Origin of the sequence: Mesorhizobium australicum WSM2073, assembly GCF_000230995.2 — a bacterium.
Taxonomy (GTDB): Bacteria; Pseudomonadota; Alphaproteobacteria; order Rhizobiales; family Rhizobiaceae; genus Mesorhizobium; species Mesorhizobium australicum.
Genome location: NC_019973.1, coordinates 4206812 through 4221732 on the forward strand (window position 1 = coordinate 4206812; position 14921 = coordinate 4221732).

Genomic DNA, 14921 nt, shown 5'->3' on the forward strand with positions numbered 1-14921 from the left:
TTTCGCGGTCAGGACGATTTGACATGAGGTTGCAGGAGGCAGCGCAATGGTTTGCGGGCCTCAGGCGAGGCCTGGCTTTGACTTTGGCCACAGGCAAAGGGCGATTTTCTTGATGTTCTGAGCCGCGGCTGCGATCAGGCACTGGCAGGCGACGCGAACGTGACTTCGGAAACGGGCGTAGCGGTGGCCATGCAGTTGCTTGGCGTCCGCGAAGGAGCGCTCGACGGTCTCCTTGCGGCGGCGATAGATAAGCTTGCCCCAGCCGGTAAGGCGATTGGCGTCGATGCGCTCTCGCGCATCTTGCCAGACATGACGGGTGATGGTGCGTGTCGCGGCGGCGTTGGTCGTGCAGGAAGCCAGCAGCGGGCAGGCCTGACAGATGGCCGGGTCGCTCCTGTATTGGCGGTAGCCATTGCGATCGGTGGTGGCGTAGCTGAGAAGCTGGCCTTGCGGGCAGCGATAGCCATCCAGGTCCGGCTCATAGGCGAAGGCTGTCTTCCTCATCATGCCGGGCTTTGGCGGTGTTGGATTGCGATAGCCGGTGACGCCGAGGATGTCGCGGTCCTCCAAACCCTTGGCGATGCCGGCGGTCGCATATCCCGCATCGAGCCCAACCGCCCCCACCTGGAAGCCAAAGCGTTGGCGCTGCCGGTCGAGGCGGCCCAAATAGACGATCGAGTCATGCACGTTGGCCGGCGTGGCATAGGTGTCGGTGATGATGGCATGGGCGGCATCCACCGTGCGGTGGTCGAGATAGAAGAAACCCTTCGGCTTGCCGTCGCGTACCATGTAGCCACTGTCGGGATCGGTACGCGAGACCTTGGTCTGCTTCTCGGCAGGCTGGCGCTCCTTGTTCTTCAGCGGCTTCTTGCCGTGCTGGGCGCGGTCTTCCTCGATTGCGGCATCCAGCGCCTCCCAGTAGTCGGCGCGCGACTTGGCCACCACCGCGAGGTCGAAGCGGTTCTTGTTGGCGTTGGCCTTGAGATGCGTACTGTCCGTGTAGAGCACCGTGCCGTCGACAAGCCCATGCCGGATCGCCTGCTCGACGATCCGGTCGAAGATACCCTGCGCGATGGTCTCGTCCTGATACCGCCGGCGCCGGTTCTGCGACAGCGTCGAGGCGTCGAACACCTTGTCCGTCAGCTTCAGCCGCAAGAACCAGCGATAGGCGACGTTGACCTCGATCTCGCGCACCAACTGGCGTTCCGAGCGAACCCCGAACAGGTAGCCCACGAACAGCGCCTTGAACATCAAGGTCGGTCCAAAGGCGGCCGGCCATTGTCGGCACAGTACAGCGGCGCGGTCAGATCGTGGATGAAGGAAAAGTCGATCGCGCGGTCGATCTTGCGCAACAGATGATCAGCAGGAACAAGCTGATCCAACGTTACCATCTCGAGCGCGGTCTGTTCGGGGGCGGGTCGCTTCAACATGACCCAGTGAATCAAAAACCCCCGGCAATTGCCAGGGGTTTGTCAGCAGTCTGAGGGCGCCGCGAGGCGCCCTTTTTCATTTGGATGGTGAACTTGACGGAAGGCTCAGACAGCCGAGCCGTAGAGATCGTAAGCGTCCGCGCGCTCGATCTTGACGGTGACGATGTCGCCGGCGCGCATCGGGCGGCGCGACTGGATGTGGACCGAACCATCGATCTCGGGCGCATCATATTTGGTGCGACCCTTTGCCGAAGTGCCGTGCGCCTCGTCGATCAGCACCGGCAGACGCTTGCCGACCTTCCTGGCCAGCTGCGCTGCCGAGATCTTCTGCTGGCGCTGCATGAAGCGATGCCAGCGCGCTTCCTTGATCTCCTGCGGCACCTGCTCAAGCCCGAGCTCGTTGGAGCGGGCGCCTCTGACCGGCTCGTATTTGAAGCAGCCGGCGCGATCGATTTTCGCTTCATCCAGCCAATCGAGTAGCATCTCGAAGTCGTCATCCGTTTCGCCGGGGAAGCCGACGATGAAGGTCGAGCGGATGGCGAGATCCGGGCACACGTCGCGCCAGCCGCGAATGCGCTCGAGCGTCTTCTCGCCATGAGCGGGCCGGCGCATGTTCTTCAGCACCTGTGGCGAGGCATGCTGGAAGGGGATGTCCAGGTAGGGAAGGATTTTTCCTTCGGCCATCAGCGGGATGACGTCGGCGACGTGCGGATAGGGGTAGACATAATGCATGCGCACCCAGATGCCGAGCTTGCCCAACTCCTCCGAGAGATCAAGGAATTTCGCCCGCACTTCGCGGTCGCCGAACATGGACGTCTGGTACTTGATGTCGATGCCGTAGGCGCTGGTATCCTGTGAGATGACGAGCAGTTCCTTGACGCCGGCCTTGGCCAGTTTCTCGGCTTCGCGCAGCACATCGGCGGCCGGCCGTGAGACGAGATCGCCGCGCAGTGCCGGAATGATGCAGAAGGTGCAACGGTTGTTGCAGCCTTCCGAAATCTTCAAATAGGCGTAATGGCGCGGCGTCAGCTTGACGCCTTGCGGCGGCAGCAGGTCGATGTAGGGATCGTGTGCGGGAGGGGCTGCCTCATGGACGGCGGCCATCACGCTCTCATAGGCCTGCGGACCGGTGATCGCCAGCACGTTGGGGTGCTTCTCGCGGATCACGTCCGGCTCGGCGCCCAGACAGCCGGTGACGATGACCCTGCCGTTTTCCGACAGTGCCGAGCCGATGGCGTTAAGCGACTCGTCGCGGGCGGAGTCGAGAAAACCACAGGTGTTGACGACAACGAGATCGGCGCCGTCATGCTTGCGGGCGATCTCATAACCCTCGGCCCGCAGACGCGTGATGATGCGCTCGGAATCGACAAGGGCCTTGGGACATCCGAGACTGACGAAGCTGACGCGTGGGGCGGACATGGGCAATTTTCCAATGGACGCGAACCGGAAACACCGATCCGGCCCGCAGTCTCAACATATGACGGTTGGCATGGCTCCTGGCAGGAGCTCAATTTGGGCGGCGCAATAGCACGGCTTGCTCAATCAGGCAAACGGAGCCCTGCGGCCCGGCATGTGCGTCAGTGCCCGTTCGACCCGAACCAGGGTGACAGGAAAGCGAAATGATCGGGGAATTGCTGCACGGCTCCGTCCAGCAGCATCTTGACCGCGACATAGAGGATGATGACCAGGCCGATATAGGCAATCCAGCGGTATTTGTGCAGCAAGCGCGCGACGAACGACGCCGCAAAGCCCATCAAAGCGATCGACAGCGCCAGCCCGACAATCAGCACCGTCGGATGGTTCATAGCCGCTCCCGCGACGGCCAGAACATTGTCGAGCGACATCGAGACGTCGGCAATGACGATCTGCCAGGCGGCCTGCGAGAAGGTTTTGCTCGGCCCCTTGCCGCCAATGACGCCATCCTTGTCGAAGTCGCCGTTCGACAGCGCTTCGGTGGCGTCGCGCTCATCGTCGTGGCTGACACGCAATTCGCGCCACATCTTCCAGCAAACCCACAGCAAAAGCAGGCCGCCGCCGATAAGCAGCATGGGACCAATGGTCAGCAGCCATTGCGTGATCAGGGCGAAGAAAATGCGAAGAACGGTGGCCGCCGCGATGCCGACAAGAATGGCTCGCTGGCGCTGGCTGGCCGGCAGGCCGGCAGCGGCAAGGCCGATAACGATGGCATTGTCGCCCGCGAGCGCAAGGTCGATGGCGATGACCTGAAGGAGAGCCGAAAAGCCCGCGGCGGTAAATATTTCCATCGACCTGGAAGCCCTTCGTCGAGTGTTCGTCGTCGATCGTCCGAACGGGCCTAAAGGCATGGTCCGCTGGCGTCAAGTGCGGCAACGGGCAACGCTGGAAAACCATTTTCGTGGCGGTGGAATTGCGGGAGGTTCTCGACAGCCGCCGGCACAAGCCGGAGGCGGGCGCAAGCCCGCGAGAACCTAATCGTAGAGATTGTATTTCGCCCAGTCGGCTTCCGGAATCTCGTCCCCGATCCGATAGCGGAGCTGGAGAACTTCCATATGGTCCGGTCCCGTCTGGCATTTGAATTTCAGCCGGTACCATTGCCCCTTGCTGCGGAACGCCGCACCGGGACTCCGGATTGCGTCGGCGCTCATCTCCGGCGTCGCGAAGGCGTAAGCGACGACGCGGTCGGCCTTGAACTTGCGATCATCGTGGGTGATCCGGTCCAGGATTTCGGCATCGCAACGTTGTTCGAGGCGGGTTTGCGGATCAAGTTTCATCAGCCCGGCGCGCAAAGCGTTGTCCATCGCACTGGCCGGAAAGGCCAGCGTCAGGGACGCAATGGCCATCATGCAGAGTGTCTTCATGGGCGGGACAAGCAACATGTTTTGTCTGAAAAATCAACCAATAGCGGCGGTTCATGCTCGGCAAACCCCGGCATTCAGAGGTCCGGCGCAATCAAAATCTCGTGTCGGGCTTCATCGTGCGCGACCTGCGGCCAACGAACCAGCGAAGCTCGGCCGGCATCCGTGAGATCATAGAGACCACGCTCGACCCTTGCGAACCAGCCATAGACATTGTGCTGAAGAATCTTCGGCGCGATCGACGTCAAGGCTTTCAGATCGCGCGGCCGTTTGGGGCCGTCCGCAAGCGCGGCGGCGCAGGCGAGGGCGCTCTGCCGGTAGGCGGTCATGATCGGAGTGCGCGATCCGCCGCCAGCGACAGGATCGCCGCGGCGGCGCTGATGCTCATCGACAAGGCGAGAACGCCGTCGCGCATTTTTGCGCGGTGCCTGGGCGACCGGACTGAGAAGCACTTCGACCCTGTCATTGGCGGTCACCGCGAGCAGGCCGAAGCCAAGCCGACGGCAGAGATTGCGGAACCTGGCATCGCTTTCGCGCCCCTTGCCCCGCGCCGACATGCGCGCTGCCAGCCAAACTTCATCGCAAGCAGCCGCACGGTCGACGCCCTGCAAAACCAGTTCGAGATTGAACTGCAGCTTCAGCTCGCAGATGACGACGATCGGCGGCTCTCCCTCGCGCAGCGCGACGATGTCGCAACCGCCGATTTCCCCTTTCACGACGAAGTCGAGGTTTTCGAGGAAGCGCTTCACCGGCGCGTAGAGTGAGGTCTCGTTCATGCCTCGAGGCTTAGCCGATTCGCCATGAAAGGCCTCGGCACCGTGGCCCCGAACTCATCTGTCGACATGCTCGATGCCCGGCGTGTCCGGCAACCAGCCTGCTTCGACGCTCGGCGCTGCCCGTTTCGACGGCTTCCTGTGAGGCAAGAACGGATAGCCGAGCTGGCCGAAATAGCTGGAGGGGATGGGATCATCGACGCCGTATTTCTCGGGCAGCTTGTTGCCGGTGGCATTGTAGGTGCCGAATATCACGTCGAGGAACGGCAATTGGCCGGCGAAGTTCTTGTCGTAGGCTGTGCGCTGGTTGGCATGGTGCCAGCGATGGAACTGCGGGCTGGCAATCAACCACTTGAAGGGGCCGAACGCAATCCGCAGGTTTGAATGAACAAGCATCGTGTGGCCGAAGTAGATAAGCGAAAAGACGGCGAGTGAGGCGTCGGAGAAGCCAAGGAGGTAGATCGGCGTCAACGATATTGCCTTTGTGACGATCGCGTCGACCGGGTGGGAATGGAAAGCGCCGAGCCAGTCCAGCTCCTCAATGCCATGGTGTATCGCATGGAATTTCCAGAGAGCGGGGATTTTATGGAAGGCCCGATGCGCCCAATAGACGCCGATATCGGTGATCAGGATCATTTCCGCAACCTGCAGCCAGATGGGCTGGCCGCTGACGGCCCGCGTTACCGATTGCGGGACAAGGATCGCGGCGGCTTCGAGGGTGCCGAGCGCCATCATGGCCATGGCTGCCTTTATGACGAAGGTGTTGAACAGCACATAAATCAGATCGACATCCAAGCCTTTGCGGAGGACCTTCTGCGGCTGCTCGGCAAACAGATGTTCGAACGGAATGAAGATCAGCGCACAGATCAAAAGCGCCTTGATGCCAAAGATGTCCATCTATCGCCCAGCCTGTCGCCGGCACGCCGCCAGCGCTTCAACTCCTCAGCAGAACCACATCTCCCTTTCCAAAGGCTGAAGGGATCTCCGATAATGCTTATGGCCGGCATGTGATCGCCACCGATGTCGTAAGACCGCGAGACGCGTACCGATCGTCCTTGCGAAGGGCGTACGCAGCCATCTGTCCTTGTGTCACATCGGTGTCGCAACCGCGCGATATCTGGACAATGCGCGCTTGTCGAACGCAGCGCAACGCGCGTCCTTCCAGGACTAACCCCTCCGGTCCCTGCCGGCGGGGTTTCTCATTTTCAGAACCATATTGTCGGTCGCGAGTTGTCCTTGCTATTGTGGCATTGCGGTCAGCGCAGGGACGCCCATCATGGATGCAAGCGAAATGAGTGCGATCGGCGATACCCTCATGAGGATCGTCACGCCCGACATGTCTCCCAAGCAGCTCGTCAAGGCTGCCCAGAAAGCGCACCCCAAGGCCTCCAAGAAGGATATCGCCAGAGCAGCCTTCTTTTCGATCATCGCGAACGCCGACCGGGACATCGGCAAGGCCAGGAACCTGCAGGCGTTTGCCATCGCGGAGCGTACACAGCAGTCCGACTGAGCAAGGTGGCGACCTTCGCCTTTGTGCAACATGCGGGCGGCCCGGCGAGGAGGGGTGGGACGCCGCCGGGCCTGACCAGCGGTGTTGGGTTGGGATGATTACCCGCCAGCTTGACCGTTAATACGCCAGCTTCCAGAAACGGCATCATTCAAACGGCGGGAGACGGTCGGGTTGCACCAAGCGTCGGGGCCACCAGACGAACGCGCAGCGAAAAGCGACCGAGCCAAGAAATCTGGCTGACATGTCTCCGGCTAAAAGCCAAATAGCAAACGCCGATCGTTTGCCGGGGCGGAGCGGTTGCGGCGGCTGTTGGGCTAACCCGCTATCTCACGGTCCCGTCATCAGGGAACCAATCCGCTGCCGATCTGTTGTTTTGGCAGCGTGGAGATGTCCCCTCAACTCCTAGCCGAATGGCCCGCTGCGCTCCTCCCGGAGGCGGCGGGCTTTGCTTTGTTGGAACCCGAGCCCCCCGACTTTGTTTTGGTAGAGAACAGGAGGCGCATGTGGAGCCGAAGTCATCACGCGAACTGCCAGGTCCAGAACCCCGCAAGGACCGAGGAAGGGACACCCGAAAAGCGGTTGCCAAAACACCTGACAAGACCAATGACTGGGACCGTGATGCCGTGCATGGAGATGGCGACACGATCGACATTCAGCCTGAGCCGGGCGTGGAGTCGAAATAGCCGTCTACGGTTGGGTCGACCCCGCAACCAACTTCGCCGCCCATCGTTGACCTATGCTGGTTGATCCCAGCACTCCAGAACTTGCCCGCCGGTTCCCACCTGGCGGGCCTTTTGCTGGTGGGTTGAAAAATATGTGCCGGTCATGAAGGTTCGGAACTGGTCCGCTTCCCTGTTATCGGTTCGCCCCTTTGAACTGCCTCCTGTCCCGGCCGAAGGCTTTTGCACCCGCGCAGCTGGGAGGTGCCGCCATTGGAACCAGCCGGGAAACAACGCGGTCGGCACGGCGATAGTCCAGAGGGAACAAGCGATTGCTAACGCATAGCAGTTGGCCGTGACATCATCACAATGACGGACGACTTACCCCGCCACATGTGAAAGCTTCACAGGGCGTATGAGGGGAATGGCCGGTGAAGGATCAAATTGTCGGATCACTTCGGTATCATCCGAAGCCTAAATGCATCGCGTGGCTCCCAGCGTCAGCAACGCTGGAAACTGAGCGAACCGAGCGAGACGCCAAGACCGCTGGCCTCAGGCGACTGAGGGCTTATTCGGAATGGCTCGTTCGCGACGATCTAGCCTCGATGCGCGATCAGGTAGACTGCTCGGCTCTTCTGTAGAGTGTCAGCCGGCTGTGGCACGGCCCACGCCTTGCGAGAGGGAGCTAGAGCAGGACTCGCTGCTATAGCGCTTCCCATTGCCGTTTGCCGTTTGCGGGCTGTCTGGCGCTGGCGATGTCATCGAAGGCGCATTCCATGCTCAGAGCATAAATCGAAACGGATTCGCTATCAGTCTCCTGTTTGTCACGCTGAGCGGGCTGGCTCCGCCGGCGGGCTTTTTTTGGCTCCTATGACGTCCTGCGGTTTTTTGAACCGGGCGCGCTAGGTGGAATGATGCGGAACAGTGGAATCGTTCGTTCTAGTTGCAACAACTGCAGTAACGGTTGATTCAACCATTGCTGGTATTCCATTTATGGTGGCGGCTCCGACAGTGCGGCGGGGGCTGGGTTGCCGGAGCCGCCTGCGCAGTCCGGTTGGGATTTGACCGCGCTGTCTCAGAATAGGACAGCGCGGTCAATGATTCGTTAATCGTGACAGTTTCGCCGGTCGGGCGTCAGCAGTAATCTGTAGCTTTCGACGATGGCAATGATCGCCTTGGACGCAATTCCGTGTGTCGGAGGCGGCCCGCCGGCTTGCGTTTCTCCAGTTTTATTGCGCTCTCGCCTCAACCCTCTCAAGGCACTGAACGGGAATATTAGGCCATGTCGCCTTGGCGCATTCCGATGCCGTAACGGCCACCACGGGCTCGCCTTGCACACTGGCCGCTTGGGTAGGCGTGGATGCTAGGAGGAATGTTTGCGTCAGGAGGGCTGACAAGGCTGCAACTTGAACAAGCACGGCGGCAAAGGCGATTTTCTTGAGCATGCCGAGAGAACGCGGTGGATAGCTACCGGTTCCCTGTGCCCACCATGCCCAAAATCATCGTGAATGGTAACTACGAGACGCTTTACGGCCCTTGCAGTCACCCCTTATCGGCTCTCAAATCGGCGGCCCCAGATGCCCGTGTCGAACTCGACCATGGCACCCGCGGATGATTGGTGAAGATGTTGCGGCACCATCGCAGCCAAGCGGGCTGGGGATAGCGGTGGGGTCCCTATCTGATTCATATGCCCTTCCCGAGAGATGGGTGACAGTTCATTCCGGATAGATGGGTTACACTTTCGGCCCTTTGCAAGGAGAGCAAGGTGCCTTGGAAGGAGTGTAACGTCATGGACGAGCGGCTGAAGTTCGTCGCGCGGCTGCTGGACGGCGAGAAGATGGCCGTGCTTTGCCGTGAGTTCGATATCTCGCGCAAGACCGGCTACAAGATCCTCACGCGCTACAATGATAGCGGCTTGGAGGGGCTGACGGATCGATCGCGCCGGCCCTACCGCCATGCCAATCAGCTTCCGTTTCAAATCGAGAAGCTGATTGTGCGTCTGAAGCAAGACAAGCCGACTTGGGGTGCGCCGAAGATACGCGAGCGGCTGGCCCGGCTATATCCGGATGTGCACCGGCCCGCGATTTCGACCGTGCACGCCGTGCTCGACCGGCACGGGATGGTCGAGCACCGCAAGCGAAGGCGCAACAGGGCGACGGGAACACCGCTTTCCAACGGCTGTCGGCCCAACGATCTTTGGTGTGCCGACTACAAGGGCGAGTTCATGCTCGCCGATCGGCGCTATTGCTATCCGCTGACGATCACCGACTTCGCCAGCCGTTATCTCATCGCCTGCGAGGCGCTGTCGACCACGAAGGAAGCCTATGCCTTCACCGTGTTCGAAAGGGTTTTCAAGGAGTTCGGCCTGCCCAGCGCGATCAGGACCGACAATGGTGTTCCCTTCGCCAGCCCCAATGCGCTGTTCAACCTCAGCAAACTGTCGGTCTGGTGGCTGCGCCTGGGCATCGACATCGAGCGCATCAAACCGGGCTGCCCGCAGCAGAACGGGCGCCATGAACGCATGCACCTGACCCTGAAGAAGGAAACCACCAAACCGGCAGGCGCCAACTTTCTGCAGCAGCAGGCCAGGTTCGATGACTTCATCGACGAGTTCAACTCAGAACGCCCCCACCAGGCCCTCGGCATGGACTGTCCGGCAGAGCGTTACGCACCCTCAACGCGACCCTATGCCGGCCTGCCAGATCTCGATTATCCGTTTCACGACAAGGCTGTCATCGTCACTACCTGCGGCCGCATCTGCTATAACAGAAAGAAGATCAACCTCAGCCTCGTTTTCGCCGGCCAGAGCGTCGGCATCAAACAGGTCGAGGACCATATCTGGCTGGCTAGCTTCATGGACTATGATTTGGGATATTTCGACGATGAGACATGCAGGCTCGAACCACTCCAAAACCCCTTCGGGCCAAAAGTGTTACCCATGTCTCCGGTATAAACCGTAACCTATGTGTCCGGAACGGACCATAGACGTTATGGCGGAGGGAGTGGGATTCGAACCCACGGTGAACTTGCGCCCACGCCGGTTTTCAAGACCGGTGCCTTAAACCGCTCGGCCATCCCTCCAGCGACTGCCGGCCACTGCTCTAGTGTGCCCGGCAAAGGCCTGTCAACCGGCTTGCATGAGCAGGTCGCTCCCTGAGCCTAGGACAGGACAGGCGGCGTCACAATCTTGCCCGGTTCCGGCCACAATCGGTTAATACCGTGATAAACAATTCCTGCGCACAAAGGATCGGGGTTCGAGGCGTCGTTGGCATTGTCGAGTGAGTGCTTTGGCTCCTCTGATGGTCGGATGCGACGTCTTCATGAGATTTAGGGGGCAATCAAGAATGCAGGCTGTGACGCACCCGCGTCTTCGTCGCGTTGCCACGGTTGCGTTGCTTGCAGCGTCGGCTGCATTGCTCGCCGCTTGCGCGTCGCAGCCCGAGCCGAAAGGGATGGTCTACAAGAAGACCCGCTCCAAGGAATATTTCGCCGAGACCGAATATGGGGTGAAGGCCAGTCCGCGCGCTGCCTTCATGCGGCGCGGCGGCGGTCGCGACCAGCTTGGCAAGCCCTATCAGGTGCGCGGCAAGTGGTATTATCCCAAGGAAGACAAGAAGTACGCCAAGGTGGGTCTGGCATCATGGTATGGCGACGCCTTCCATGGCCGGCTGACCGCCAATGGCGAAGTCTACGACATGGCGCATCTGACGGCGGCGCATCCGACCATGCCGCTGCCCAGCTATGCCCGCGTCACCAACCTCGAAACCGGCAGTTCGGTCATCGTGCGCGTCAATGACCGCGGCCCCTACCATGAGGGCCGCATCATCGACGTCTCGGAGCGAGCCGCGCAGATGCTGGACTACGACAAGGTCGGTACCGCGAAGGTGAAGGTCGAATATGTCGGCCGCGCGCCGCTCGACGGCAATGATGACCAGTACCTGATGGCCTCTTACCATCCAGGCAACCGCATACCGGACCCATCGGACGGCCTGCCGACCGGCGTCATGGTGGCCATGAACGGGCCTTCGCCGAGCCTTCCGGTCGGCGCGGCCGCCGTGCCGTTTCCAGGTCAGCTGACGGATGCCGCGGCACCGATGCAGGGACGGATGGCCGCGCAGCCGGCCTTCGGCGATCCGGCGCTGCCCGATTTTGGACCGATCGTGCCGGAACGGCCGCAGATCAGCCTGCCGCCGCAATCGCCGTTCGCCATGGCGTCGCTGTCCTATGCGGATGAACGCGTCCATCGCGCGGATGTCTTTGCCGCTCTGGACGACAGCGGCATGTCGCCCGCAGACATCCTGCGGTCGTGGAAAAACACCGGCCGCCAAGCGGCGCCATCCAGTGCCGACTATGTCGCCGCCGGCACGTTCGACGACGCCACCGAAGCCACACGTGTGGCCTCGGCACTAAAGCCCTTCGGCAGAATAGAAATCCAGCGCTCCGATCTCGACGGCAATGACTGGTATGCGGTCAACCTCTATCCGGACGGCCATGGCGGTCTGGACGAGTTGCTGAAGGCGGCGTGGTCTCATGGCGCGCCCGACGCGCTGGTCGTGCGCGACTGATCCAGCGCCGGTTTGCGCCCGGCAGTTGATCCCTCACCGAAAAAGCCCGATAGTTTCGGGACGCCGGAGGGGCCGGCCAACGGGTCGATTTTCATGCAGTTTCGCTTGCTACAGCCTTTCGCCGTTTTTTTTCTCCTCAGCCTCCTGCTTACGCTTTCGCCGGCCCAAGCGCAGCTTTTCGAGACCAAGGCCGCGCAAGCCTTCATGATCGATGCCGATACCGGCACGGTGCTGTTTTCGAAAGATGCCGATAAACCCATTCCGCCGGCTTCGATGGCCAAGCTGATGACGATGGAAGTGGTTTTCAACGCCCTCAAATCCGGGCGCCTCAAACTCGACGATACGTTCGTGGTCAGCGAAAACGCCTGGCGCAAAGGTGGCGCGCCGTCGGGGACCTCGACGATGTTCGCCAAGCTCAAATCGGCGATCCGGCTCGAGGACCTGATCCAGGGGGTGACCGTGCAGGCCGCCAATGACGGCTGTATCGTCATCGCCGAAGGCATGGCCGGATCCGAGGACAATTTTGCCGGAGAGATGACCGAACGTGCGCGCCAGATCGGCCTCAAGACGTCGACTTTCGTGAACTCCACTGGCCTGCCGGCCGACGGCCAGCAGACAAACGTGCGCGAATTGGCGCAGCTCGCCCTGCATCTATGGCGCGAATACCCCGATTTCTACCGGTATTACGGGTTGAAGGATTTCACCTGGAACAAGATCTCGCAGAGGAACCGCAACCCGTTGCTGGCGATGGACATCGGCGCCGACGGCCTGGCTGTCGGCGCAAGCGAGACATCCGGTTTTGGCATCGTGGCTTCGGCCAGCCACAACGGCACGCGGGTGATCGCGGCGATGAGCGGGCTGGCAAATGACAAGGAGCGCGCAGAAGAGGCACGCAAACTGCTCGATTGGGGCGTTCGCTCGTTCGAGAAGACCGAAATCTTCGCCAAGGACGAGGTGGTCGGAGAGGCCCAGGTTTTTGGCGGCATGAAATCCGGCGTGACGCTCAAGGCAAAAGGTCCGATCGACATCTTCCTGCCGATCACCAACCGCGACAAGCTGACGGCCAGGATCATCTACACCGGCCCGGTCGCGGCACCGGTGGAGGAGGGGCAGCCGGTGGGCGCACTGCGCGTCTGGATCGGCGACACGCTGAGCCAGGAGACACCGTTGTTCGCCGCCGAGTCGATCAGCGTCGGCACGTTGCCGCAACGCGCTCTCGATGCCGTCAAGGAACTGGCGATCGGGTGGCTTCGATAGCGCCGACGGCATGGACGTTTTCCCGAACGCGGACTATCTACAGCCCAACAATCCACTCGAACACGAACAAAGGCCCTCGGTTGGCGCGCGGTTTTTTCATCACCTTCGAAGGCGGCGAAGGCGCAGGCAAGTCGACACAGATCGAGCGGCTGGCCACCAAGATGCGCGCCAAGAAGTATGATGTCGTACGGACACGCGAGCCGGGCGGCTCGCCGGGCGCCGAAGCGGTCAGGCATGTGCTGCTTTCGGGTGCCGCCGAACCGTTCGGGCCCAAGATGGAAGCGCTGCTCTTCGCAGCCGCGCGTTCCGACCACGTCGAGCAGGTCATCCGTCCGGCGGTCGAACGCGGCTCCATCGTGCTTTGTGACCGCTTCCTGGATTCCTCGCGTGTCTATCAAGGCGTTACGGGTGGGATCGATCCGGCATTCATGGCCATGCTGGAACAGGTCGCCATCAACGGCATGATGCCCGACATGACGCTGATCTTCGATATCGACCCGGCCGAGGGTTTGAAGCGCGCGACATTGCGGCGTGGCAGCGATGCCACAGCCGACCGCTTCGAAAAAGAGACGCTGGCCATCCACCAGGCCCGCCGCGAAGCGTTCCTGGCGATCGCCGCGGCAGAGCCGGAACGCTGCATCGTCGTCGATGCGTCCGCCGATCCGGACACGGTGGAGGATGTCGTCACGGCGACCGTGTTCGCGGCACTGGAGGCAAGGGCGTCCGAGCGCAACAGGCAGGTCGCACCCGTATGATCTTCGAACGCATCGCGCCGGAACAGCATGATACGCTGGACGGTGTGCCGGAACCCTCCGAAACACCGCGTCTGGTCGGACACGGGCAGGCCGTCACCATGCTTGCCGCCGCCTATCGTGCGGGAAAGCTGCCTCATGCGCTTATCTTCGCCGGTCCGGTCGGGATCGGCAAGGCGACGCTCGCCTTCCATCTCGCCCACCACCTTTTGAAGCATCCGGCCTTCGACCAGGCGCCTGGCAACCTAGCAGTTCCAGATCCGGCCTCGCCGCTGTTTCGCCAGATCGCAACCGGCGCGCATCCCGGCGTACTGCATCTGACCCGCCCGTTGAACGACAAGACCAAGAGTTTCAAGACCGTCGTCACCGTCGACGAAATCCGCAAGGTCAGCCGCTTTCTGTCGCTGACTTCGCATGACGGCAGCTACCGGGTGGTGATCGTCGATCCGGCCGACGACATGAATGCCAATGCGGCCAATGCCTTGCTGAAGAATCTCGAGGAACCACCGGCACGGACCCTGTTCATTCTCATCGTCCATGCACCCGGCAGTCTGCTGCCGACGATCCGCTCGCGCTGCCAGGTGGTGCGGCTGACACCGCTCGACGCCAACGAACTGATGGCGGTGCTGGAGACAGCGGAGCCGCCGCCGCCCGACGATCCGGCCGCGAGGGCTGCATTGGCCGAGCGGGCAGGGGGCAGCGCCCGCAACGCGATCCTGTTGACGCAGTATGGCGGGCTGGAGATCGCGCGGACGCTGGATGGACTGGTGGCGACGGGAAAGAGCGATATTGGCGGCGCCTATCGCCTGGCCGAGGCGGTCGCGGGCAAGGACCAGGCGATACAGTTCGATATCTTCAATCGCCGGGCGCTGGACCTTCTGTCGGATGCGGCAAGCCAGGCGGCGCGGGCTGGCGATCTCAAGCGGGCCAAAACGCTGTCGGACAGTTGGCATGAGGCGCTGGACGCTATATCTGAGACGGACACCTACAATCTCGACAAAAAGCAGCACGCCCTGACCATGATCGACCGCCTGAATTCTGCAATGCGAATGTGACGGGCCTTTTTTGGTGCATGCCGTTGCCCCTTAAACCGGGGCCACTTTTGGGCGGCATGCACTGGTCTCGGGATGGCAATCGCCAT

At 61.4% G+C, this 14921-nt stretch carries 12 protein-coding genes and 1 tRNA gene; 6 read left to right on the forward strand and 7 right to left on the reverse strand.

Annotated features, from left to right (window positions below; translation table 11 throughout):
- Positions 1 to 60: 60 nt before the first annotated feature.
- From MESAU_RS20160 to MESAU_RS20185, 6 genes are all read right to left on the reverse strand, one after another.
- A protein-coding gene (locus tag MESAU_RS20160; RefSeq protein ID WP_085986604.1) for an IS1182 family transposase occupies positions 61 to 1430 on the reverse strand; the annotation gives its coding sequence in 2 pieces (ribosomal slippage) (positions 61 to 1262 and positions 1262 to 1430; 1371 coding nt in all).
- 105 nt (positions 1431 to 1535) lie between these two features.
- Positions 1536 to 2849 carry a 30S ribosomal protein S12 methylthiotransferase RimO gene (gene rimO / locus MESAU_RS20165; RefSeq protein ID WP_015317892.1) on the reverse strand — a complete coding sequence of 438 codons (1314 nt, stop codon included), beginning with the start codon at positions 2847 to 2849 and terminating at the stop codon, positions 1536 to 1538.
- 158 nt (positions 2850 to 3007) lie between these two features.
- Positions 3008 to 3694 (reverse strand): TerC family protein, encoded by a 687-nt coding sequence (locus MESAU_RS20170; protein WP_015317893.1) that lies wholly within the window; start codon positions 3692 to 3694, stop codon positions 3008 to 3010.
- 183 nt (positions 3695 to 3877) lie between these two features.
- Complete coding sequence (locus MESAU_RS20175; RefSeq protein WP_041163455.1) at positions 3878 to 4285, reverse strand: DUF930 domain-containing protein; 408 nt, start codon at positions 4283 to 4285, stop codon at positions 3878 to 3880.
- A 56-nt stretch (positions 4286 to 4341) separates the two neighbouring features.
- The gene (locus tag MESAU_RS20180; RefSeq protein WP_015317895.1) at positions 4342 to 5040 is read right to left on the reverse strand and encodes a DUF2161 domain-containing phosphodiesterase; all 699 of its coding nucleotides are present in this window, start codon (positions 5038 to 5040) and stop codon (positions 4342 to 4344) included.
- 54 nt (positions 5041 to 5094) lie between these two features.
- Positions 5095 to 5934 (reverse strand): sterol desaturase family protein, encoded by an 840-nt coding sequence (locus tag MESAU_RS20185; RefSeq protein ID WP_015317896.1) that lies wholly within the window; start codon positions 5932 to 5934, stop codon positions 5095 to 5097.
- A gap of 379 nt (positions 5935 to 6313) precedes the next feature.
- Between MESAU_RS20185 and MESAU_RS20190 the strand changes: the two genes are divergently transcribed.
- Positions 6314 to 6547, forward strand: coding sequence for a hypothetical protein (locus MESAU_RS20190; RefSeq protein ID WP_015317897.1), 234 nt, complete (start codon positions 6314 to 6316; stop codon positions 6545 to 6547).
- 2424 nt (positions 6548 to 8971) lie between these two features.
- On the forward strand, positions 8972 to 10159 hold the full coding sequence (locus tag MESAU_RS20200) for an IS481 family transposase (RefSeq protein ID WP_041163264.1): 1188 nt from the start codon (positions 8972 to 8974) through the stop codon (positions 10157 to 10159).
- A 38-nt stretch (positions 10160 to 10197) separates the two neighbouring features.
- On the opposite strand, the gene MESAU_RS20205 is transcribed toward MESAU_RS20200, so the two are convergent.
- Positions 10198 to 10287, reverse strand: a tRNA-Ser gene (locus MESAU_RS20205).
- 263 nt (positions 10288 to 10550) lie between these two features.
- On the opposite strand from MESAU_RS20205, the gene MESAU_RS20210 reads away from it, so the two are divergent.
- The 4 genes from MESAU_RS20210 to MESAU_RS20225 all read left to right on the forward strand — a co-directional run bounded on the left by MESAU_RS20210 (position 10551) and on the right by MESAU_RS20225 (position 14835).
- Positions 10551 to 11771 carry a septal ring lytic transglycosylase RlpA family protein gene (locus tag MESAU_RS20210; RefSeq protein WP_015317898.1) on the forward strand — a complete coding sequence of 407 codons (1221 nt, stop codon included), beginning with the start codon at positions 10551 to 10553 and terminating at the stop codon, positions 11769 to 11771.
- A 93-nt stretch (positions 11772 to 11864) separates the two neighbouring features.
- Positions 11865 to 13028 carry a D-alanyl-D-alanine carboxypeptidase family protein gene (locus MESAU_RS20215; protein WP_015317899.1) on the forward strand — a complete coding sequence of 388 codons (1164 nt, stop codon included), beginning with the start codon at positions 11865 to 11867 and terminating at the stop codon, positions 13026 to 13028.
- An 80-nt stretch (positions 13029 to 13108) separates the two neighbouring features.
- A complete protein-coding gene (gene tmk / locus MESAU_RS20220) occupies positions 13109 to 13783 on the forward strand; it encodes a dTMP kinase (protein ID WP_015317900.1) in 675 nt (224 codons plus the stop codon).
- Positions 13780 to 14835 carry a DNA polymerase III subunit delta' gene (locus tag MESAU_RS20225; protein ID WP_015317901.1) on the forward strand — a complete coding sequence of 352 codons (1056 nt, stop codon included), beginning with the start codon at positions 13780 to 13782 and terminating at the stop codon, positions 14833 to 14835. Before tmk ends, MESAU_RS20225 begins: the two co-directional genes overlap by 4 nt.
- The last annotated feature ends 86 nt before the right edge of the window (positions 14836 to 14921 follow it).

Bases quoted from the DNA above. Each gene is read 5' to 3' on its own strand.
- rimO (WP_015317892.1), bottom strand. From the start codon at position 2,849: ATGTCCGCCCCACGCGTCAGCTTCGTCAGTCTCGGATGTCCCAAGGCC.
- MESAU_RS20170 (WP_015317893.1), bottom strand. From the start codon at position 3,694: ATGGAAATATTTACCGCCGCGGGCTTTTCGGCTCTCCTTCAGGTCATC.
- MESAU_RS20175 (WP_041163455.1), bottom strand. From the start codon at position 4,285: ATGTTGCTTGTCCCGCCCATGAAGACACTCTGCATGATGGCCATTGCG.
- MESAU_RS20180 (WP_015317895.1), bottom strand. From the start codon at position 5,040: ATGAACGAGACCTCACTCTACGCGCCGGTGAAGCGCTTCCTCGAAAAC.
- MESAU_RS20185 (WP_015317896.1), bottom strand. From the start codon at position 5,934: ATGGACATCTTTGGCATCAAGGCGCTTTTGATCTGTGCGCTGATCTTC.
- MESAU_RS20190 (WP_015317897.1), top strand. From the start codon at position 6,314: ATGGATGCAAGCGAAATGAGTGCGATCGGCGATACCCTCATGAGGATC.
- MESAU_RS20210 (WP_015317898.1), top strand. From the start codon at position 10,551: ATGCAGGCTGTGACGCACCCGCGTCTTCGTCGCGTTGCCACGGTTGCG.
- MESAU_RS20215 (WP_015317899.1), top strand. From the start codon at position 11,865: ATGCAGTTTCGCTTGCTACAGCCTTTCGCCGTTTTTTTTCTCCTCAGC.
- MESAU_RS20225 (WP_015317901.1), top strand. From the start codon at position 13,780: ATGATCTTCGAACGCATCGCGCCGGAACAGCATGATACGCTGGACGGT.